We start from the raw sequence: 22,464 nt of genomic DNA, 5'->3' as shown, positions 1-22,464 counted from the left end.
GTTTTTTTACACGCTATTTAAAAATTGGAAAAAGGGGGCGTTATGGCACCAGAACCTATGGTAAGTATTGGTTTTATAGCTAAACGTACTGGCAACGCTGTTTCATTAATTCGTTATTATGCCAACGAGGGGCTTATTCCTTCTGTGCGCACAAATGGGGGAAATCGAGCGTTTCCTCGTTCTGTCATTCGCAGAGTTTCCTTTATTTTAATTGCGCAAAACATGGGGTATTCCCTTGCTGAGATAAAAAAGCTGTTGTCTACGCTCCCTGATAACAGAACGCCGACACAAGCCGATTGGGCAAAATTAAGCACGGTGTTTAATCAGCATATCGAGGCAAAAATCGCGGCGCTGACCAGTTTGAAAACGTCGCTAGAAGGCTGTATTGGCTGCGGGTGTCTGTCATTAGAACGCTGTAGGCTTTACAATACCGACGATAAGGTGGCTGCCCAGGGTAGTGGCGCCCAGTTGCTCGATGAAAACGTGCAATCCCAATTTTTAGTTTCACATAAAAAGTAACGCTACATGCATCCAAAAAATCTCCACAAGAACGGCTATCCTATGGATGCGCTGTGCCAGTCATATCCGGCGCTTAAGCCTTTCCTGGTGCGTGCCAAAAGCGGTAATACCAGTATAGATTTCACTAATCCGCAAGCAGTGAAGGTGCTCAATGCTGCCTTACTTCATCACTACTATCGCCTTGAATACTGGGATATTCCTGACGGTTACTTATGTCCGCCTGTACCTGGCAGGGCGGACTATATTCACGGTATTGCAGATTTGTTAAAAGCAACAGACTGCCATGGTCAAAATGTACGAGGGCTGGATATCGGCGTGGGTGCTAATGCTATCTATCCTATAATTGGTATTACTTCCTACAACTGGATTTTTGTAGGTAGCGATGTAGACGATGCTGCAGTGAAAAGCGCACGAGCCATTGCTAGCAAAAATAAAGTATTAACCAATAAATTTAGCGTTCGCAAACAGGCTAGCAGAGCAAACATATTCAGCGGCGTTATTGAAGAGAATGAGCACTTCACTTTTACCATGTGTAACCCGCCGTTTCATAAGTCTGCACAGGATGCGCTTTCTGGAACTCGCCGAAAAACATCCAACTTGACCCGCAACAAGCAAAAGCGAAGCGGAGAAAAGTTCACCGGTAATCAGGCGCAAAGTTTTGGAGATCGCGCATCTAAGTTAGGGGGCAAACAAGCTCCTTACCAAGGGCAGGACGTAAACTTCAACTTTGCGGGCCAAGCAAATGAACTATGGTGTGAAGGGGGCGAACTCGCCTTCATCCAGCGCATGATTCAGGAAAGTGTTGCGGTGAAAGACAACGTGAAATGGTTCACTTGCTTGGTGTCAAAGAGTGCCCACTTGAAACCAATTAAAACCAGTATTGATTACTATGGTGCATCGCTGTGTAAAGTGGTTGATATGGGGCAGGGCAGCAAAGTGAGTCGGTTTGTCGCTTGGACATTTTAGCTGTTGTATCAATTAGCTAAATTAAACGAGTAAAGTTGAGATAGCGTGCACGGCTTAGTACGTGCACGCGTGGCACTTGCTAGGCAAAGTGGTTCTTGTTTGTAAGAACCACGCGCCATTTTAAGATTTAGAAGCTAAAGGTTTTCGATACGCCAAACACAATACGTTCATCGGCGGTATCAAAATCTAGGTTGGTGTTTTCCGCAGCAATTTCGAAATCAAACCCTTCATAGCTTGTTTGGTAAGCCAAACGGTAGTGGTAGAAAGAGGTGTCATCACCATTCCACAGCCACTTGTCGCTGTCTAGCGAGTTAGATACGTCAAAACTTGCACGTAAATTGTGATTAGGCGCGAGCTCAAAGGTGTGGGCAATCATCGCGATAGCGTGTTTTGCGCCTGTCCCAAAGTAATCCCACGTATACCAGAAGTTTAGTTCTGAACTACCGTAGTCGCTCGCATAACCAAATTTGGTATACACCTCCGGATAATTTCCATCACTTGAATCATCGCCACCGTGATAAGAGTAATAAGCAATGCCGTAGTCCAAACTCACCGTGTCGGTTAGCATTTGGTAGCGCCCCACGTAAAAATCCCATTCAAGGTTTGTCTCGCCACCAAAATCTACATTAGACGCCCATGTGCCTGCGTAGGTACCGTTGTCAAATGCTTTATCAATGCCGCCCTGTAGCGCTGGGTCGTTTTGCGTTTGGCTAACCCCGTTGAAGGTATAATCAGATACAGCAGAAATGTTGGCGCTCCAGTTAGCGAATGTAGCTGAAGAATACAGCGTTGCTACAACTGCGGCTGTGAAAATGTGAGTTGATGTAAAAAAAGAATTCAATTTTTTCATTGTTAAACACCTGTTTTTATCGTTGTTTTATTTGGCCCGCTTATTATTCGGCGCTTGCGCTGTGGCTAATTGCGGGCAACACTTACCCCCATTGGCTCAATAGTGAGCCAATGCAAACGAGGTAAGAAGTTATTGATTTAGTTAGTTAAGATTTTCTATTTTGGTAAAGTCGATTTTGTTTTCTTTCGGCGAGGTTTTGATGGCCGCTACCGATTTAAACTTCTGACTTAATATGAATGCAAAGCAGCTAAAGAAGATGGCAATAACTAACGCACCCACCCACTGTATTTGCAAGAAGTCGAGTTTGAACAAGAGTGTAAGTAGTGAAAGCGCAACTACGTTAATCACAATGTAGTTAACTTTACCTATGCGCTCGACTGTCATATTTAGGTTGTCTGTGTATAGCCTGATTAGTGAATCCAGTGAATTGATCACAAAGACGATACCCACGCACACCATGGCTAAGTTGGTTATACCTTCGGTAGGAATACCAGCACTATGGTAGTGATAAAGTACCGAGAACCAAGCCGCGATAGGGATAGATGGAATGATCATCATAGCCAGCATAACTTGATATGTTCTTAGGCCGCCTACAAAGCGAGATGTAAACTGACCTATCATGATACTCCAGCTGAACCACCAGAATAGATAGAACTCGTGATATTCATTTATTGGTAGTACGAAGTTGTCAATATTCGCAAAATAACCACCAATTAAACCAAGGTTGGCGAAATAAGCCGACATCTTGCTTTCACCAAATACAAACGCACCCGCCCACATGCCAACAATAAGGGCAATAAATACCCATGTGGTTGTCAGGCTTAAAATTCGCACATATTTAATGCTTGTACTTGAATAAACCGCAAAGGCTATGGCTGCGAACACAATGAGGTAAAACGCGGGCACTACCGATTCGCCATCGCCTATTGTTGGTAAGTACCAAGGGAGGTTAGACAGCAACAAAAAGGCTGTAAACGCGCAGGTGCCGATAATGACTACGTTATTGACGAATTTAACCAGCGGCAATTCGAAAAATTTTACTTTGGGTTCGATTACACAGAAATAAAAACAAGTAAGAAAGTAGAATCCCCAAATTAAGAATCCCCAAAACCCAAACTCAATAGCGAGCGGATTGGTGAATGCGTATTCAGGACTTGCGCTTATGTCAGCATAACCTGCAAATTCAGTGAGCGGGAACATAATGAGACCCACGTCCAAACCCGAGGTAAAAAGAATAGCAATAAAGGTAAAGGTTTTGACTGGCATTACGCCAACCACTTTCATGTTGCCCCATTTAAATAAAATGTAAGCTACAGAAAGTAGAGTGAAAATAATGCCTGCACTAAGCCATACTGTCATTATCACCCTCCCAATATTGATAAAAATGAAACATGTTTTTTCCTTTTTTCGTTATATAAAAGCCCACCCATCTACATGCTGAAGCCGCTCTAATCGGCCAAATGTAGGCACTGTGGAAGGTGCGCTCTTTTAATAAATAAGCGCACTGGTGCAAAATAGTTTAACTACCTAGCGTTGTTGGGTTTGCCAGTTTGGATGAATATCCACGGGCACATTTTGTGGCGGTAACGCCGGTTTCCCTAGGATAATATCTGCCGCCTTTTCCGCTACCATGATGGTTGGCGCATTCAAGTTTCCGTTCGGAATGGTTGGGAAAATAGACGAGTCCACCACGCGTAAACCCTCAATGCCATGCACATTGGTTTGAGAATCTACTACTGCCATTTCATCTTCACCCATTTTGCACGAGCACGATGGATGGTAAGCACTTTCAACGGCTTCACGCACGAAGGCATCTATTTCTTCATCCGTCTGAATGTGCTCGCCAGGCTGAATTTCGCCGTCTCTGAAGTCGTCGAACGCTGGCTGTGCGATGATTTCTCTTGTAAGTCTTACGCATGCTCTAAACCCTTCGATATCATCTTGATGTTGCAAGTAGTTGAACAAGATTTTTGGTGGCACCGTTGGGTCAGAAGACTGAACGGTTACGCTACCTCTACTTTTGGGTTTGTTGTGGCCCACGTGCACTTGAAAGCCATCGCCATCAAACGCTGATTTACCGTCATATCGGATGGCTGCTGGCAAGAAGTGGTACTGAATATCAGGCCATTCCACATCAGCTTTCGAGCGAATGAATGCGCATGATTCAAAGTGGTTCGTTGCCCCTAATCCAGAGCGGGTAAATAACCAACGAGCGCCGATCAAACCTTTTGAAATTAAGCCCAGTTTGCGATTTAACGTTATTGGCTGCTTGCACTTGTACTGGAAATAGAATTCCAAATGATCTTGCAGGTTTTGGCCCACACCCGGCAGGTGGTGCTTAACTTCAATACCCGCTTTTTCAAGAATGTCTTTATCGCCAATTCCAGAAAGTTGCAGGATGTGCGGTGAACCAATAGAGCCGGCACTTAAGATAACTTCGTTAGACGTTGCTGCAGTTAGAGCTTTGCCGTTAACCACATACTCTACGCCTTTCGCCACTTTATCTTCCAGCACGACCTTAGTAACCAATGCGCCAGTCACTATGGTTAAATTCTTGCGTGATTTTATCGGATCAAGATATTCACGGCTTGCTGAACTGCGTACACCGTCTTTCACGGTCATATGCATAGGCCCAAAGCCTTCTTGTTGCTTGCCGTTATAATCACTTGTGATGTCGTAGCCCGCCTGTTCGCCGGCTTTAATGAACGCCGTGTAAAGCGGGTTCTTCATTTCGTTGCCGTTATTAACACCGAGTTCGCCATTGCCACCACGATAAGCGTCGTTACCTTTGTACCAGGTTTCCGCCTTCTGGAAATAGGGCAGGCATGCTTGATAGTTCCAGCCCTCTGCGCCGTGAGCTTCCCATTCATCAAAGTCTTTGGCGTGGCCGCGTACGTATACCATTCCATTAATGGATGACGAGCCGCCCAACACTTTACCGCGCGGGCAATGCATTTCACGGTTGTTTAAGTACGGCTCTTTTTCTGTATTGAATTGCCACGCATACTTGTCGGTATTCATAGGAATAGACAGCGCCGTTGGCATTTTTATGAAAATGCTTTTGTCTGAGCCGCCGGTTTCAAGTAGTAGTACCTTGTGATTTGGGTCTTCTGATAAGCGGTTAGCCAGCACACAGCCCGCTGAACCTGCTCCAACAATAATGTAATCGAATGTCTGCATATGTACTCCTTCTTAGGCTTAAAACGGGCTCTCAATTTGACTCATACCTACATAAACCGACTTGGTTTGTGTGTAGCTATTAAGCGTTTCGACGCCGTTCTCACGCCCAATACCTGACTGCTTGTAACCGCCAACAGGCATTTCAGCAGGAGAGTTCCCATAGGCATTTATCCAGCAAATACCTGCTTGTAGCTGGTGGATAACGCGGTGGGCACGCTGAATATCTTTACTAAATACACCCGCAGCCAGACCTAGCTCGGTGTCATTTGCGCGAGCGATCACCTCGTCTTCATCATCGAACACCAACACGCTCATTACTGGGCCGAAGATCTCTTCTTTAACGATGGTCATATCGTCGGTGCAGTCTGTGAAAATTGTTGGTTCGACAAAATAGCCATTTGGTGCAGATGCCGGAGAGGCTGCATTACCACCGGTTAGCAGCGTTGCGCCTTCTTCTTTTCCTTTGGCAATGTAACTCAGTACCAGCTCTTGGTGCTTCTTAGAAATAAGTGCCCCTAGGTTTACGTTAGGGTCTAGCGGGTCGCCCATAACAATGTTGTTTTCGGTACGGGTTTTAAGCTCATCAATAAAGGCTTGATACACAGAACGTTGAACGTAAACACGGGTGCAGTTAGTGCAGATTTCACCTTGGGTATAGAAATTACCCAGCATTGCGGCACTAACAGCCTGGCTAATGTCGGCATCTTCAAATACCACAAGCGGTGACTTCCCGCCAAGCTCCATCGTAACGTCTTTCAAGTTAGACGCAGCGGCGCTTTGCATCACTTTTTTACCTGTGCCTACTTCACCAGTAAACGATACTTTTTCAATGTCAGGGCTGTTTGTAAGCCACTGGCCTACTTGTGCTGCGCCTTGAACCACATTGAATACGCCGTCAGGTACGCCGGCTTCGGTGAAAATTTCAGCCAGTTTTAGTGCACCCATTGGCGTTTCTTCTGACGGTTTAAATATAAACGCATTACCTGCGGCAAGAGCAGGACCAGACTTCCAGCAAGCAATTTGGATAGGGTAGTTCCATGCGCCAATACCAGCACAAATACCTAGTGCTTCTTTGCGCGTATAGAAGAAATCGCCACCCACTGGCTGCTGGGTACCTAGTTGTGTAGGGGCAAGACCTGCATAATACTCAATAACGTCAGCGCCAGTTTCAATATCTACACAATCCGCCTCTTGAATAGGCTTTCCGGTATCGAGTACTTCTAACTTAGCGAGTTCGTCATTACGCTCACGAAGCAATGCAACCGCTTTATTAAGAATGCGGGTTCTTTCAATGGGCATCATTGCCGACCACACCGCAAAACCTTCTTTCGCGCTTCTAATTGCTTCTTGTTGAATAAACTCATCAGCCACTTCTACGTGGTAAATTACCTCACCGGTTGCGGGGTTGGTTACTGCAAAGGTTTCTTTGCTTTTGTTTGCCATCGGCTTGCCGTGAATGAAATTCTGATAAGTCGGTAATGACATGCATAAACTCCTACTTTTAAAAAGACTAAAACGTTCGCCAATTAACGGGTTCCGCGCGTTAACTTCTATTGCGTACAACTTGATACGTAGAAATCGTTGCAAAACGATGAATAGTGTTGAAACTATTTTTCTCACTTATATGTGAAACCCGTCGAAATAAATCCTTCATACTTCGCCAAAACTATGGTGACTTGCTGCGCAATAGTCGTATTTCTGCGGGTTTTAAGACGCACTTTTGTAAGCCTTTCTACGACAAGTTTTATTTTAATTGGTCGTTCAATAAAAATAAATTGTATAGTGTTCTAATTATTGTTTCAACTTGTGAGCATTACTTAACGGTGTGTTGCCAATTCTTTAATACGCTAATTTGTTATGTAACTTTATGATTTTAATGGGCTAAATGCTTTACATTAAATATATAAAGATTTGACTAACCTTGTATGGAATTCACACTAAGCAAAGGGTTGACCCGTGAAAAATGTTTAACTGAAACTAATTGGGTGGCAGCTAAGAAGCGAAAAATTACGCACTTCAGGTAAAGGGATTAACGCCGATGCAGTTGCACGGTAAAACTGTGGGGTCTTAAGAGAGACATTTTTAAAGTGCGATAAAGCGATGGCGGAAGAGAGGAAATTAAGCCGAGCTGAAAAGTAAAGAAAGTACGCATAGCTGCGTTTCTCTCTTTACTTTTAACTATGAAACGAATGCTTAGGCGTTTCCTAGCGGTTAAACTCAGTTTTTAATGAGGTAACGTCCTACCGAGAATAAACGTAGGAACACGTCACCGTGCTTTAGCTGTTTACACTACAGTGGTAATAACCTGAGTTAATGGACAAGGTGGCAACATCGCCTTTATTCCAAAACACTACATTCTTGTTGTTGGTGTATTTGGCGCCAGATGCTGAACGGGATAATTGCACGATATGATGAGTATTGTTTAACGATAAGGCCAATGTTTCCGGCCCGAGCGTATTTACACGTAACGTAGCTATATTGGCGTTAGGTGTTTCGCATTGATACGTTTTAGACGATCCCTGTTCCTTCGAGCTAACAACGTCTTGTTTTTGCGATGAAGCAAGTTCAGACGATATAGTATTTGCCTGGTTGTTGGATGTCGATTGTGAAACCTGAGCAGTGATAGCTTTAATTGTCTCACTGCCATTACTGTCGTAAAGCACAAGCCAAGTATTACCCACTATAGAATATTTCGTCGACGCAGTAAGCATGTCAATGAAGCGCTGTTCTTGTTTCATCAGCGCAGGCGCACACGCCTTTTTAGTAAGGATGATATTGTTAGTAGAGAACGACGCTGTTGCACTTTTATCACTGAATACTTTCTCGGCGTCGCCCGCTCTCAGCGCCGCAGTAAATTGATTACAACCGGTACTGCCGCTCACTCTGCTCGTGTCACCATTTGAATTTACGTTAACTGTGACATGGCTGAAATCGATAACTCCTGCTTGGTCTATACTTTCAACCTGCCAGTGACTAGCAGCTAGCGTAAGTTGTTTACTTTCAGTTTGTTCTTCACTGCTTTTTGCACCATGCCTTTCGCTTTCATCTGAATAGAGAGAGGATACTGAGCTGCACGCCGTTAGAGAGAGAAGTGCTGAACTCGTCAAAGCCCAAAGGTACTTCCTGTAAGTCATGAAAACTCCCATTTTTTTTTATCAATTTCACTATGATTCCCTATTGCCAACTAAGTTCACCTTTAATGGCTAATACCAACCGGTGGGAAAACACGTCACTTTGCCTGCACTTTGTCGTTGAAACGACAGTCCAAAAGAACATTCACGGAGTAAACTGAAACCTCGATATAACTTGTGGTTAATGCAGTATGAAAAATTTAGAACAGCACTTGAGTGAATACGCCAAGTATCATAGAGATCAGAGAAATATATACACACATTACGTCGGTATTCCGCTAATTGTTTTTTCGGTTTTCTGTCTTCTTAGTAAACCAGCTTTTCTCGTTAGCGCCCCAATTTTTGGGGACATGACTATAAGCCCAGCCTTGTTCGTGTGGGCGATTGGTAACGCGTTTTATATTAAGCTAGATGTAAAACTTGGCATAGTGATGACGTTGATCACCGGCGCTATGGTCTATTTTGCTCAGCCCATCGCTCAATATGACGTAGGGGTATGGCTTGCTGTTTCGCTTGGCATTTTTGTCGGTGGTTGGATATTGCAGTTTATCGGTCATCACTTTGAGGGGAAAAAGCCAGCCTTTGTCGACGATATTATGGGCTTAGCAATAGGGCCATTATTTGTGCTCGCGGAGTTGAGCTTTGAGCTAGGCCTTAGAAGTGCACTTAAAGACGAAATTGAACGCCGTTCGGGGCCAATTAAGCAATAGTAGTAAATAATGTTGATGCTTAAGCTGATTGCTTGGAAATTTTTCGAATATAGCGCTTCATAAGCAACGGGTTAAAACAAACTGTTGTAACCCGTTGCTTTAGATTAAGTGTTTATGTGAACAGCCTGTCGAAAGGAGATGCTAAAAACACCCACAATGAGGCCATACTTGTACAACATTAACCTTTCATTTTTTCTAGCGTTTCTTTGCGAAGCTGAAGCTTAGATTCGGCAAAGGACTGTCTAGGCAGCATCTTCAATTTTTCTGCATAACCCATGGCCGTCGCTAAAACTTGTTCTTGCGGTACAGCCGCGTCGATAAAACCCGCTTTAACGGCTTCTTTACCTTGGTAAATCCGTGAAAAAAGCAATGCTTCCGTTTGAGACGTATTTACTAGTCTGGCTTTGGCTAGCTCCATACCGAAAGGCGGGAGTACCATACCAATGGCGGTTTCATTAAGACCATATTTGGTGTCTGCATCTTTACCAATGCGTAGATCGGCAGCCATAAGCATAATTGCGCCCATTGCAATGCTGTGACCTTCTGCAGCAACGACAACAGGAAGAGGGAAGCTATAGAGGCGCACGATTAACTCAGCGCCTTTTGACACTAGCTCGTGTTGCTTAGTTTTATCGTCGGCTTTCATTACCGATAAATCAAACCCTCCGCAAAACTTACCTTCACCCCCGTGTAATACAACCGCTTTCGCGTTTTGCTCGGCTTCATCAAGTGCGTCGTTCAACTGCTGTATAAGCTCAAAGCCTACGGCGTTAACTTTTCCGTCGTCAAAGGTGATTACTGCAATATCGTTATTTATAGATAAATTAAACGCCATGGTATGTCCTATAACTTTCTGAGTAGGAATTAATGTACGTCACACTCTATTAAGCGCAACTTTTTAGCAGTGATTGTAGGTAATTGATATCTATTATGATAGTGCTTTACACGTCATCTTCGGGATATATGCGCTGAATATCGGTGATAATTAATGAAAGTTCTGAAATAAGCTTCCTTTTTTACCAGTGTCGATCTTCTGCGTTATTAGTACGCCATTTCACACGCTTTGTCATACTAAAACACCAGTTTTAGCTGCTTACTTCGCCATTGTTTCGAGCGTTGATTGAGCGTGTGAAGCGAGACACTTTCAGTGGCTATTTGTTTGGCAAGGCATAACGCGGCGCTGACTTGCTCGTCGGTCAGGTTTTTGTAGGCAGGCGAGGGAATAACCTCATACCATGCGCAGCCGACAATATTGTCCAAAATCACCCGTAGAAAACAGTGGTCATGATGTATTGGCCAGGTGTTTTTCTTCGTTGAAGCAATAGAAGGGAGCACATTTTTCGCGTAGTGTAGAAATTCTCGGAGGTTCTTCGTGTGCTCTGTTGAATTCGAAAGATAAGCGTGTGGGAATTGGTTCTGAAGGGAAGGTGTGTGCATGAGTGATTTAGCCCTCGTCCAATTCGTTTAGGCACTTTTATTACGACATAGCAAGAGTTTACACGACACCAGTGAAATTCAGAGTTACACTATTTTTAGTTTTACTGTGTTTAGTTTATTGATTCTTAGTTTTATGAGTTTTAGCCTAGCGCTAAATGCTCATTATTAATTACATGGTTGGTTAATGCGCCCTCATTTAAAAATTCTTGTTATAGAAGATGCTGTTGATTTATTGGAACAAATCACCTCGAGTATAGGCAACACCATCACTTACTTTGACCGTAGTGACGTTGAAATAAGCTTGCTTGAAGCGAACTCCGTTGCAAAGGCACTACAATTTGTTCGTGAAGACGGTGACATTCAGGCTGTGGTATTTAGCTGGGATGTGGTGGCGAAGGTTAAAGAGCTGACAGACGTAGTGCCATTAAATGGCGTATCTAATGAAAATATGAGCTCCGCAGCTGAAAGCGTTAGTTCACAAAACGCGAGCGAGAAAACCACCAGCGAAAAGCCGTCTGCACGCAACGCAGTAATAGACAACAATGCCAGAGTTATCGACGCCATTAAACGCATTCGCCCTGAGCTTCCCGTGTATGTCTTAGGCGATGCAGTAAAAGGGTTGGATATTGTAAACCAAGCCAATGGCATTGAATCGTTCTTCTATCGTAACGACATTATTTCAGACCCAGAATCCATTTTGGGCTATATTATCAATGACTTTGATGACAGAAATGAAACACCGTTTTGGACTGAATACAAAGACTATGTAGTGGAGTCTAACGACTCATGGCATACGCCAGGCCACAGTGGTGGCGCAAGCTTTAGAAATTCACCGTATATCAGTGATTTTTACCGTTTCTTCGGGCGTAACGTATTCGTCAGTGACTTATCGGTAAGCGTTGACTCGCTGGGCTCCTTATCAGATGGCACTCACGCTATCGGAAAAGCGCAAGCCGCTGTTGCCAATACATTCGAAGTTCGCCATTCCTATTTCGTCACGAATGGTTCTTCGACATCAAACAAAATCATTTTGCAGACGTTGTTGCGTGAAGGCGACAAAGTAATTGCCGACAGAAACTGCCACAAGTCGGTGCACTACGGCATTATTCAGGCGCGAGCCATGCCAGTGTATTTAGACAGTGTATTTAACCCTGAATACGGTATTTTTTCACCGCCTAGAATGGCGCAAATTAAGCAACTTATTGAAGAGAATACCGACGCTAAACTTATCGTACTAACGGGTTGTACCTATGACGGGTTACTTACCGATCTTAAGCAGGTGGTAAATTTAGCCCATGAGCATGGCATTAAAGTGTTCATTGACGAAGCGTGGTTTGCGTATTCTTTGTTCCACCCTGCATTGCGTGACTACTCCGCTATCGCAGCTGGGGCAGACTATATCACTCACTCTGCCCACAAAGTGGTGTCGGCGTTCTCGCAAGCATCGTTTATTCACGTGAACGATCCGGATTTCGATAAAGACTTCTTTAAAGAAGTGTTTGCTATCCACACCAGTACCTCGCCTAAGTATCAACTAATTGCGTCGCTTGATGTCTGTCGTCAACAGCTGGAAATGGAAGGCTACAAAATCCTTAATGAGCTATTGAGCAATGTTGCCGAGCTCAAATCGCAAATGGCCAAGTTCAAGCGACTTAAAATACTTTCGCCTAGTGACTTTGCGAATATGTTTTCTCACTTTGAAAGCGATAACATTGGGCACGATCCGCTTAAAATCTTAATTGACGTATCTGCGCTAGATTACTCCAATCAAGAGATTCATCGTTTCTTAATGGATGAGGTCGGTTTAGAAATCGAGAAGTTTACCCACAGCACTATTTTAGTATTGCTTACGCTAGGCGGAATGCGCTCGAAAATTGTAAGATTATACAATGCGTTAAAACGCCTTGATGATGGCGCTGTTAATCTAAGCAAGCGCAAAAGCAAAAGTCCGTTGCCGGCAGACATCCCGCCAATTCATTTAGATGATCTTCCGTCGAAAGCGTTTTTCAGCCCTAGAGAAGCCATCCCGTGGCAAAACAGTATTGGACGTACAGCAGCTGGTTTAATTACACCTTACCCTCCAGGTATTCCGCTTATTGTTCCGGGGCAAAAAGTGGAGCAAGCGCATATTGACTATCTTCAGGCACTGGCAAGCCAGAAGCTCACCGTTCAAGGTATTTACGACGGTGAAATTTATGTCGTTGCTGAAGAATAAGCTGAACTAATAAATAAAAAGCACATAGTTAAAAGGAATTAAAAAATGATGAAACGTTCTTTGCTCGTATGCTCCTTGGTTTCAGGACTGGTCGCTTCACCTTTAAGCGCTAGAGATTACTTAACGAGCGAACAGTTACCCGAGTGGTTTAACACATCATTAGAAAGAGAGGCGAGGGATTTGCCTCGCACCCGAGTATCGCTTCCGGTGTTTCCTATCAACGCTACCGCTATTGGTACGTGGTCTAACGCTACTCAAGTTGATGACTATTGGTATTTTACCGTTGATATCGGTTCAGAGTCTCCCGTGGAGTGCTGGGCTTTTCAAGACTATGATGGCTTAGCAAATTCACTTGTGAACATGATGAAATATGCAGTATCAAATATTTCAAAAGCACAGGAGAAAGTGCTCGATAGCCAGTTTAATTTTAGTTTAGATATGTCAACAATGGGTGATACACCGGTATTCGCCTACAACTTGCTGTACAACTTAGGCGAGCCCGAACAACGAGTATCTGGATTGCTCAAGGGAATGTCGGCCGAATCTGCAAATGGTCTTCAGGTGTGTTTGCACAACGAAATTGGCTATAGAGAAACCTTCAAAGATGTGTTTGCCTCTTTTATAAACGCCGTAGACAGAACTTCAAATCCACAACCTTTCTTCTTCGCGATAAATGGCATGAAAATGCATGGCGAATTAGTGGGAGTGGTGTCGGAAAAATTCATAAAAGATGCTGACGGGGATGTAGAAATTGTTGAAACAACGTCTTTAATATTACCCGTTGATGAAAACACGGTGGCATCTACTGACGTCCGTGTTCGCTCATGGAGTCGCGCTGATGGTACTTTAATTAACGCATACCAATACACAGTAGAAAATAGTGAGTTAAATTCTGCAATGGGCGTGTCTAAGCCAGATGATGAATGGGTGTTAGAAGGTGAAATACAAGGAAAAGCAATTTCTTCTGAACTTGCTTTCGCCGGAGAATTTACATCAAACTTTGGCGCTTATCTTGAAACGCAAAAATTAGCTGCCTCAGATAAGACGTCGGCAACCTATTATATATGGAGCGCTGACACTGACCCCACCCAGGCGACAGCCACAGAACTGAAGAAAAATGGCACTGAGAATGGCCTACTAAAACTGACTGCGGATGTTATAGGCTTTAAAGTCAACTACACAGTAGATGAGGCATATATCGTGCAAAACGCTGAAATGAAGATGGGGCCTATGGATTTCCACATCTCACCCATGTATGTATCAGGTAAGCCGACTGAGCTGTAACTTAGCTATCGATAACTTATGAAACATCCACTAGTCAGAATTAAAGTCGCTACCATAACCTTGTTGCTTGGCCTTTTGGCTGCAACCCCTGGGTATTCGCAAAGTACACCTAAATTCGCGGTAATTCCCCTAACGTTGAGCGACAATGTGTCATTGCCCCTTGGTAATGAGATATTGCTCGATGTGAGCGTCTACGATCCCGACTTTGTTAGCTCGGTTTTAGACCAGTGGAGTGGCATAGAAGTAGTGGGGCACCGCGATGGTGTATTAAAGCTTTCTATAAGTGACAATATGACGGCGGTGGCGGATGCCCAATCCCCACACCCTCAATATCTTGCTAATACATTCGTAATCGACTACGAAGAAGCATCGGTAAAAGAGGTAGTCTCAGCGTTTTTAGCGGAACATGGCAAGGGTGTAATCACAAAGAAAGTAGGTAGTAGTACTAGCCATGAAGAATCGAAGTTGGAAAGCAATCCTGCTGAGATAGGCGCGAAGATAGAAGCATTTGTTGCAAACTATATTACTGAGCCTTCTTATATTCACAACTTCTCTTTTGCATCGACTGTTGCTAAATCTAGAAGCGGAGATTGCACAGAATACGCGGTGCTCTCTGGGGCAGTAGCACGAGCACTCGCTATTCCTGCCAGAGTAGTTATTGGTACTATAATAGTTGAAGATGACAGTAGTGTAGAAGCGATTGGTCATGCATGGAATGAGTTTTGGCTTGATGGGCATTGGCGGCGAATAGACGCAGCAATGTACGGTGCTGAACCTCTCAAAAAGTATTATTTACCCTCACATATCTTAAATAACGAGGGGCCTGGTTATGCTCTGGGTTTATCGAAAGCGGTATTAAATGCCCCAGAGCGCATTACCGTTGTTTCTGAGAAAGATAGATAACACCTTCTCTTATCGGAATTTAATAACGCCTTTTTTACTCCACTATCAAGACTTGTCGCTTTGCGTTTTGGGCTTCATACCTTACACTTGCGCCGAAAGTTATAAAAAGGGCAGTGCAAATGAAACTAAGTGACGTGAAAAAGCTTCATCAAAAGAAATTTAGAACGCAGTTCGGATTCTATTTGGTGGAAGGAGAGCACTTAGTTTTAGAGTTAATTAATGTTGCTCAGCATAACAGCAGTACATTAGGTGATATCACCCTTTATGTAACGGCTGAGTATGAGACATGGCTGAAAGAAAGACTTGATTCTTCAGTCTCTCATATGAAGGTAGAAACGGTATCGTCGCAACAAATGCAGCAACTAAGTGATACCAAATCACCTCAAGGTATTATTGCTCGCGTTCCACTTCCTAACACTTCGTTATGTTCAGAGCGGTCACAAACCAACATTTCAGCAAACAAATCCAGTGCCGAAAAGTACATTTATTTGTATGAAGTTCAAGACCCTGGCAACTTAGGCACCATACTAAGAACGCTAGCGTGGTTTGGTGATTTTACATTATTACTAAGCCCAAATAGCGTAGATCCATACAACTCGAAAGTTGTACGCTCAAGTATGGGGGCTATTTTCCATGTAAACATGGAATTAAACGTGGCGCTTGAGAGCCTAAGGGAGCGGTTCGAACGCTTCGCTTTTTTGGATATGAACGGTGACAATATCACCTCTAACACTTTTGGTGATTACCAGTGTTATCTGTTTGGCAATGAAGCACGCGGAGTACCTGTTGAAGCTCTATCACAGCTTAACGCAAAGGCGTATACCATTACGGGAAGCGGTAAGATTGACTCGCTAAATTTAGCCAGCGCTGTGAATATTTGCGCTTATGAATTAACACGTTAAGTTCAGCCCCTCAACTCGATTACGATAGGAATTAACCATGGCATTACAATGGTTCCCTGGGCATATGCACAAAGCCCTGAAAGAAATTAAAGAGTCGCTTAATCAAGTAGACATTCTTATTGAGGTGCTTGACGCACGTATTCCATATTCCAGTGAAAATCCAGAGATAGCAAAAATACGCGGCGACAAGCCCTGTATTAAAATTCTTAATAAGTACGATCTGGCAGATCCAGAAATTACCGCGCGCTGGCAGGAAAGCTTAGAGAAAGAGCGCGGCGTGAAGACGATTACGACCTCTAGCGATAACCCGGGCAATAGCAAGCAAATTATGCAGCTTGTTAAAAGCATTTGTTCGTACAAAGAAGGCCAGCCCAAAGCTATTAAGGCCATGATCACGGGTATACCTAACGTTGGCAAATCAACGCTAATTAATATTTTGGCCGAGCGAATCATTGCGAAAACAGGTAACGAGCCTGCTGTAACGAAAAGCCAGCAGCGCATTAATTTGGGCAGCGGTATTATATTATTCGATACACCGGGAGTACTGTGGCCTAAGCTTGAAAACCCACATTCAATTTATCGGTTAGCTTCATCGGGCGCCGTTAAAAACACCGCGATGGAATACGACGATGTCGGTTTTTTTGCAGCCGATTATCTAATCAAAGCGTATCCAGAGGTAATGAAAGAGCGCTATAAGCTGGACGAGCTGCCCGACACTGAAATTGAATTTTTAGAAGCCGCCGCTAAAACGCGCGGGGCAATTCAAGCGGGTGGCCGCGTAAACCTTCATAAAATATGTGAGATCCTGCTTAAAGAACTGCAGTCGGGCAAGTTGGGGCGAATAACGCTTGAGACTCCAGAAATGCTGGAAGTCGAAAAAGAAGAAATGGCACTTGAGGCGGCGAAGAAAGCTGAAGCGAAAGCCAAGCGTAAAGCAAAATTCAAAACAGGCTCGTTGACGCCAGATAAGAAAGATCGGAAAGAAAAACGAGAAGAGAAGCGTCAAGAACAAAGCCGTAGAATGAAGAAAAACAAGCGCTAACCCAAAAATAGACTTAATCGATTAAGGAAGAGGTTGCAAAAATTCGCCATTACTTGATACTAACATTAGGTTAACAACTTTTGTCGGATATTTTATGCGCGTATTTTTGCTCCTTCTATTGGCCGTCTCCTTGCCTTCAATAGCTAATGAGTTGTCGGTTCTCTCCCCAGATAAAAAAGTAAAGTTATCGTTCACAGATGATGGCGAATTAGCGCAATATCGGGTGTCATTTAACGGAGAACCCGTTTTAGGGCTCGGTAAGCTTGGTTTTACTTTTGCAAAAGCTCCTCCTTTATACCGCGACTTCAAGATAGAAGAGGTGAGCAGGCACTCTGTAGATCAAACATGGCAGCAGCCGTGGGGAGAGCAGCGAGATATTCGCGACAATCACAATGAGCTTTTGGTCAAGTTCTATAACCCTAGTGACAAAGACCGCACTTTTCTTGTAAGAGCCAGAGTTTTTAACGATGGCATTGGCTTTCGCTATGAGTTGCCAACAAGCGGAAATCGAATAATTACTAGAGAGCTAACTGAATTTAACTTGGTAAACTCTCATCAAGCCAAAGCGTTTTGGATCCCCGCCCATGGTCGAGATAGATATGAGTATGTGTATCAAGCCACTAACCTGCAAGACGTTCACACCGCTCACACGCCATTCACGGTGAAATATGAAAATGGCACTCATGTCGCTATCCATGAAGCTGCCCTTGTTGATTACGCGGGTATGAGCCTTAAAAGGCAAGAGTTGGGGCGTTTTACTGCGTCGCTGGCACCTCGTCACGACGGGAGTTTGGTGCATAAAACTGGTAGTTTTGTTACCCCATGGCGCACTATTACGTTAGGAAATGACGCAACGGATTTGATTAATTCGTACCTTGTTTTGAATCTTAATGAGCCAAATAAGCTCGGTGACGTGAGCTGGGTTGAGCCAGGCAAATACATAGGTATTTGGTGGGGAATGCACATTGATGAGTATACGTGGGGCTCTGGAGACAAGCATGGTGCTACTACTCAGCGCACAAAGCAATACATGGACTTCGCCGCTAAACACGGTTTTGATGGTGTATTGGTTGAAGGTTGGAATAAAGGTTGGGATGGTGATTGGATAGCGAATTCAGAGCTATTTTCTTTCACAGAAAGTTATCCAGACTTTGATATTGAAGCGGTGACCAGCTACGGCGAGAAAGTTGGCGTGAAGTTAATAGGACACCATGAAACATCAGGAGGAATAACCAACTACGAAGCGCAGATGGAAGACGGTTTTGCCCTGTACAACAAGCTGGGGGTTTCTCAAATTAAAACGGGCTATGTTGCCCATGGCCAAAATCTCAAAGTGCGCGACGACAACAACGTACTGCGCTATGAATATACCGACAGCCAGGACGTGGTAAATCATTTCATTAAAAACGTCACAACCGCTGCGAAATATCAGTTGTCTATCAACACTCATGAATCGGTAAAAGATACCGGCCTTCGCCGTACTTATCCGAACTGGATATCGCGAGAAAGCGCTCGTGGTCAGGAGTACAACTCAGGGTGGGCGGCGCCTAATCCACCCAATCATATTCCCATGTTGGCGTTTACTCGCATGCTCGCTGGTCCGATGGATTTCACACCTGGCATTTTCAATTTTGACTACATAAGAAAAAATGACGGCGGAATAGAGTGGGGCAAAGGAGAGGTTATGCGCCCTCAAACAACGCTTGCCAAGCAACTGGCCCAATACGTAGTACTGTATAGCCCTATCCAAATGGCTGCAGACTTGCCTCGTAATTATGAGAATAATTTACCGGCGTTTCAGTTTATCAAAGACGTCCCTACAGACTGGTCTCATAGTAAAGCGCTTCAAGGGGAAGTGGGCGAATATATTGTAATGGCGCGTAAAGCGAGCAAGCACAAATCCTACTCTGGAAACGATTGGTATGTTGGTGCAATTACGAATGAAGAAGCCAGAGAGTTATCACTACCGCTAACCTTTCTAGAGGAAGGTCAACAGTATGAAGCGCAGCTCTATCTGGATAGAGAGAAAGCGCATTGGAAAACAAACCCCTACGCAATGAACATCGAGAAAAAGGTAGTCACGTCTGCCGATGTCTTGTCATTAAAGCTTGCACCATCGGGGGGAGGAGCGATACGCTTTAAATTACTAGCGCAATAATAGACAGGGTGTGATGTTGGATAAGATTCAGTATTTTGATAAAGCGTTGTTTGAAACGCTTAAACAGTCGGCTGAGGAAAGTCCTCGCCGACGGGCTAATTTGAACGTACATAAATCTTATACCGACATGGTACAGCGTTTGTTTATTGCAATGATGCCTGACTCCTACGTGCGGCCTCACCGACATGTACAGCCTCATAAGTGGGAGTTCTTCATGGTGGTAGAGGGCGAATTAGACATTCTGTTTTTCAGCGACGATGGAGACGTTGAAAACAGAGTAACGCTAACCGCTCGTGGAGAGACCTGCGGAATTGAGATTCCTCCTAATACCTGGCACGCAACGGTGTGTCATAGCCCAGTAGTTTTCATGGAAGTTAAACAAGGGCCTTACGAAGTCACCGATGATAAAGGTTTTGCAAGCTGGTCTCCTGAAGAAGGAAACGACCAAGTCCCCAATTTTCTAGCATCACTCAAGCAAGCGGCGGTGGGTGATAACGTACGTTTTTTAAAGCCTCTACTTGCCTAACAAAGCGCTTATAGCCGGCTTTCGGCACTTTCCTTTTTGGAAAGTCATTGCTATTGCTTATCTACATGGTATGGTTAAGGATAAGTGACAGAAGGCCGCTGCTATATATTTAAAAAGCACCGAGGCCAATACATTTAGCTTAGTCGCGGCAAAGGGCCGATTGTACAAGCACATTGTGAAAAGAGAATTATCATGCAAAACGTTTCAACTGGTTATTTTTATAATTTTAATTACTGATTGCACCTGACCGTCGGTGTTCAGGGGCAAGTATTGGCTTCTGGGCACTGCAGGTAGAACGTTTTGCAAAAGCCCAGAAGGTATCACCATCTGGGCTTTTTTAATGCCCGTAATTCTCGGTAAAAGACAATGAAAGAAATCACACTAGGTGACATCAGAAAGCAGCACAGAGTTAAACAGGAAGTCGTAGCAATGGCGTTATCAGTCACGGCTTCTGGCGTAAGTAAATTGGAATCGAAACGTATTCAGGACGTTTCACTTCAACGTGCAGCGGCTTATTTAGCAGCGGTTGGTGGTAACATGAAGATTGAAGTGACTATGCCCGATGGCGCTACTTTGCAAGTAGGGTAGTGAAATTGTAGCTAAGACATATTTGGTGTTCTTCAAAAGTGTGTATTCACTAGGTAGTGTTTACCAATAATAGGGCTTTGTTAAAGAAAGCTGGCTCTGTTTGTCTAGTGCACGCATCGAATAGGCATATTTTTACGACTAATCGCTTTAACTAAAATACTCCTGGGTTAAAATAAAGCTAAACCGATTACAAGGAGTCTTACATGACCGTTCACGAAATTACCCACCCGCTTATTGCGCATAAACTGGGGCTTATGCGTTACGCTAAAATTAGTAGTAAAGACTTTCGCGAGCTTGCTTCTGAAGTGGGGAACCTTCTGACTTACGAAGCAACGCGAACACTGCCTACCGAAAGGGCTAAGATCAAAAGCTGGTCGGGCGATGAGGTAGAAGTAAGACAAATTAAAGGCAAAAAAATTACTGTCGTTCCTATCCTTCGTGCAGGCCTAGGTATGCTTGAAGGCGTACTTGAACTAATTCCAAATGCGAAGATTAGCGTAGTGGGTCTGTACCGTGACGAAGATACGCTTCAACCGGTCGCCTACTTTGATAAAGTAGTTAAAAATATTGATGAACGTACCGCACTGATTGTTGACCCGATGCTAGCCACTGGCGGTACTTTGATTGCAACAATCGACCTTTTGAAAAAGAAAGGCTGTCGAAAAATAATGGGGCTATTCCTTGTAGCAGCGCCTGAAGGCATTAAGGCTGTTGTTGAAGCCCATCCAGATGTGGATATTTTTACTGCAGCTATCGACGATAGATTGAATGAAAAAGGCTATATTCTTCCAGGCTTAGGCGATGCTGGAGACAAGATTTTTGGCACGCGATAACCCGCCAGATTTCTAAAATTTAAGCTGTTGAGCAATTTGTTACACAACTTATCGAATTTGCACCAAATTTCACGCGTTAAACGTTTAAGTTAGTGATATAGTCAAAGGGTAGTCATAGCGTACGCTTACTACCCTTTTTTCTTGTTGATTCAGGGTAGTTAGTTTCGTGAAAAGAGCTAAAAACAATGAATAAAACAAAACTTACCCTAAAAGATGTGGCTGAACAGTTGGGCGTATCAACGGCAACCATTTCAAATGCATTCAACCGCCCAGACCAACTATCAAAGGCAAAGCGCGAAGAGATTTTAGCGCAGTGCAAAAAGATTGGTTACAGCGGTCCAAATAAAGCTGCGCAAATTCTCAGGAAGGGCACATCAAATATTGTGGCATTGGTGTTAGCCGACAGCATTTCATATATGGTGAGCGATCCTGTCGCCAGTACCTTTATTAAAGGTGTTTCTTCTGCACTTCAGGAGAATGGAAAACACTTGCTACTCTATGCGGGTGACTCTGAGAGCATTCTTGATGTTGTAGATTTTGTCGATGGTTTCATCTGTTACGGGCAACCGCGCAATAGCAATTTGGTGAAGGAGCTAGCTGTATCGCCGAAGCCCGTGGTCACCGTGGACTTTGATATTGAAGACAAGCCGTCTATCAATATTGATAACGAAGAGGCGGCGTACCGCGTGGCGTCTCATGCGTTAAATGAAGGCGACAACGTAGCTATCTTTGGGCTTCGCCTTATCGATTCTCCTTCTACCTGTCGTATTTATGATAGTCCTCTGATTGACGTGGATAGCTCAATTGCTCATCGTCGACTTGATGGTTATTTAAGGGCCGCACAAGAAAAGAACGTTACGGTAAGTAATGAGCGTATTTGGCACCTTCCAGAAAGTGACAGACACTTTGCAAGACAGGCTGCCAAAGAAGTATTGACCAGCTCTCCAAGACCTAATGTGGTTTTGTGTATGAGTGACATTATAGCCCTTGAGCTACTTCACTTGGCCTTAGATATGAATATTAAGGTACCGGAAGAACTGAAAATCACAGGGTTTGATGGTATTGGTGAAGCAGAGCGTGCACGCCCACGTCTAACTACAGTTTGCCAGTCGAGCAGTGGCAAAGGCGTAGAAGCAACAAAAGCATTGCTTAATCAAGTAACAGCAAAGAGTACGCTGCCATTTGAACTGAGAGTGGGAGAGACGGTGTAGGCTGAACCT

At 44.0% G+C, this 22,464-nt stretch carries 20 protein-coding genes; 13 read left to right on the top strand and 7 right to left on the bottom strand.

Annotated features, from left to right (window positions below; genetic code table 11):
- Positions 1 to 42 precede the first annotated feature (42 nt).
- A complete protein-coding gene (gene soxR, locus BGK61_RS04880; protein WP_014999147.1) occupies positions 43 to 519 on the top strand; it encodes a redox-sensitive transcriptional activator SoxR in 477 nt (158 codons plus the stop codon).
- Between the two features lie 6 nt (positions 520 to 525).
- The gene (gene rlmF / locus BGK61_RS04875) at positions 526 to 1,485 is read left to right on the top strand and encodes a 23S rRNA (adenine(1618)-N(6))-methyltransferase RlmF (RefSeq protein WP_044556828.1); all 960 of its coding nucleotides are present in this window, start codon (positions 526 to 528) and stop codon (positions 1,483 to 1,485) included.
- 127 nt (positions 1,486 to 1,612) lie between these two features.
- On the opposite strand, the gene BGK61_RS04870 is transcribed toward rlmF, so the two are convergent.
- The 5 genes from BGK61_RS04870 to BGK61_RS04850 form a co-directional block, all read right to left on the bottom strand.
- The gene (locus tag BGK61_RS04870; RefSeq protein ID WP_014999145.1) at positions 1,613 to 2,335 is read right to left on the bottom strand and encodes a TorF family putative porin; all 723 of its coding nucleotides are present in this window, start codon (positions 2,333 to 2,335) and stop codon (positions 1,613 to 1,615) included.
- Between the two features lie 141 nt (positions 2,336 to 2,476).
- A complete protein-coding gene (locus BGK61_RS04865; RefSeq protein ID WP_014999144.1) occupies positions 2,477 to 3,694 on the bottom strand; it encodes a choline transporter in 1,218 nt (405 codons plus the stop codon).
- A gap of 168 nt (positions 3,695 to 3,862) precedes the next feature.
- On the bottom strand, positions 3,863 to 5,515 hold the full coding sequence (betA, locus tag BGK61_RS04860) for a choline dehydrogenase (RefSeq protein WP_014999143.1): 1,653 nt from the start codon (positions 5,513 to 5,515) through the stop codon (positions 3,863 to 3,865).
- Positions 5,516 to 5,533: 18 nt separating this feature from the next.
- On the bottom strand, positions 5,534 to 7,000 hold the full coding sequence (gene betB, locus BGK61_RS04855) for a betaine-aldehyde dehydrogenase (protein WP_014999142.1): 1,467 nt from the start codon (positions 6,998 to 7,000) through the stop codon (positions 5,534 to 5,536).
- Positions 7,001 to 7,791: 791 nt separating this feature from the next.
- Complete coding sequence (locus BGK61_RS04850; protein WP_076010986.1) at positions 7,792 to 8,649, bottom strand: META domain-containing protein; 858 nt, start codon at positions 8,647 to 8,649, stop codon at positions 7,792 to 7,794.
- Between the two features lie 188 nt (positions 8,650 to 8,837).
- Here BGK61_RS04850 and BGK61_RS04845 point away from each other — a divergent pair, with 188 nt between their 5' ends.
- Positions 8,838 to 9,356 carry an Mpo1 family 2-hydroxy fatty acid dioxygenase gene (locus BGK61_RS04845; RefSeq protein ID WP_076010985.1) on the top strand — a complete coding sequence of 173 codons (519 nt, stop codon included), beginning with the start codon at positions 8,838 to 8,840 and terminating at the stop codon, positions 9,354 to 9,356.
- Positions 9,357 to 9,534: 178 nt separating this feature from the next.
- Here BGK61_RS04845 and BGK61_RS04840 read toward each other — a convergent pair whose 3' ends face one another.
- Positions 9,535 to 10,191 (bottom strand): crotonase/enoyl-CoA hydratase family protein, encoded by a 657-nt coding sequence (locus BGK61_RS04840; protein WP_076010984.1) that lies wholly within the window; start codon positions 10,189 to 10,191, stop codon positions 9,535 to 9,537.
- 236 nt (positions 10,192 to 10,427) lie between these two features.
- The gene (locus BGK61_RS19700) at positions 10,428 to 10,616 is read right to left on the bottom strand and encodes a hypothetical protein (protein ID WP_234349438.1); all 189 of its coding nucleotides are present in this window, start codon (positions 10,614 to 10,616) and stop codon (positions 10,428 to 10,430) included.
- Between the two features lie 361 nt (positions 10,617 to 10,977).
- Here BGK61_RS19700 and BGK61_RS04830 point away from each other — a divergent pair, with 361 nt between their 5' ends.
- From BGK61_RS04830 to BGK61_RS04785, 10 genes are all read left to right on the top strand, one after another.
- Entirely contained in the window at positions 10,978 to 13,008 is a 2,031-nt protein-coding gene (locus tag BGK61_RS04830) for an aminotransferase class I/II-fold pyridoxal phosphate-dependent enzyme (RefSeq protein ID WP_076010982.1), read from the top strand.
- A gap of 45 nt (positions 13,009 to 13,053) precedes the next feature.
- Entirely contained in the window at positions 13,054 to 14,292 is a 1,239-nt protein-coding gene (locus BGK61_RS04825) for a hypothetical protein (protein ID WP_076010981.1), read from the top strand.
- A gap of 18 nt (positions 14,293 to 14,310) precedes the next feature.
- Positions 14,311 to 15,195 carry a transglutaminase-like domain-containing protein gene (locus BGK61_RS04820; protein ID WP_076010980.1) on the top strand — a complete coding sequence of 295 codons (885 nt, stop codon included), beginning with the start codon at positions 14,311 to 14,313 and terminating at the stop codon, positions 15,193 to 15,195.
- Between the two features lie 119 nt (positions 15,196 to 15,314).
- Positions 15,315 to 16,097 carry a TrmH family RNA methyltransferase gene (locus BGK61_RS04815; protein WP_076010979.1) on the top strand — a complete coding sequence of 261 codons (783 nt, stop codon included), beginning with the start codon at positions 15,315 to 15,317 and terminating at the stop codon, positions 16,095 to 16,097.
- 37 nt (positions 16,098 to 16,134) lie between these two features.
- Positions 16,135 to 17,139 (top strand): ribosome biogenesis GTPase YlqF, encoded by a 1,005-nt coding sequence (gene ylqF / locus BGK61_RS04810; RefSeq protein WP_014950271.1) that lies wholly within the window; start codon positions 16,135 to 16,137, stop codon positions 17,137 to 17,139.
- 94 nt (positions 17,140 to 17,233) lie between these two features.
- Positions 17,234 to 19,297, top strand: a complete 2,064-nt coding sequence (locus tag BGK61_RS04805; protein ID WP_014999133.1) for a glycoside hydrolase family 97 protein — start codon at positions 17,234 to 17,236, stop codon at positions 19,295 to 19,297.
- A gap of 13 nt (positions 19,298 to 19,310) precedes the next feature.
- Entirely contained in the window at positions 19,311 to 19,823 is a 513-nt protein-coding gene (locus tag BGK61_RS04800) for a WbuC family cupin fold metalloprotein (protein ID WP_014999132.1), read from the top strand.
- 366 nt (positions 19,824 to 20,189) lie between these two features.
- Positions 20,190 to 20,411: a helix-turn-helix domain-containing protein gene (locus tag BGK61_RS04795; RefSeq protein ID WP_014950268.1), complete on the top strand. Its 222-nt coding sequence runs from the start codon at positions 20,190 to 20,192 to the stop codon at positions 20,409 to 20,411.
- A gap of 203 nt (positions 20,412 to 20,614) precedes the next feature.
- A complete protein-coding gene (gene upp, locus BGK61_RS04790) occupies positions 20,615 to 21,244 on the top strand; it encodes a uracil phosphoribosyltransferase (RefSeq protein ID WP_076010978.1) in 630 nt (209 codons plus the stop codon).
- Positions 21,245 to 21,429: 185 nt separating this feature from the next.
- On the top strand, positions 21,430 to 22,455 hold the full coding sequence (locus tag BGK61_RS04785) for a LacI family DNA-binding transcriptional regulator (RefSeq protein WP_076010977.1): 1,026 nt from the start codon (positions 21,430 to 21,432) through the stop codon (positions 22,453 to 22,455).
- Positions 22,456 to 22,464 lie beyond the last annotated feature (9 nt).

It is taken from the genome of Alteromonas abrolhosensis (assembly GCF_001953635.1).
Lineage (GTDB): Bacteria > Pseudomonadota > Gammaproteobacteria > Enterobacterales > Alteromonadaceae > Alteromonas > Alteromonas abrolhosensis.
The sequence above is the reverse complement of the archived record's forward strand: the minus strand, read 5'-3'. Positions and strand labels throughout refer to the sequence as shown.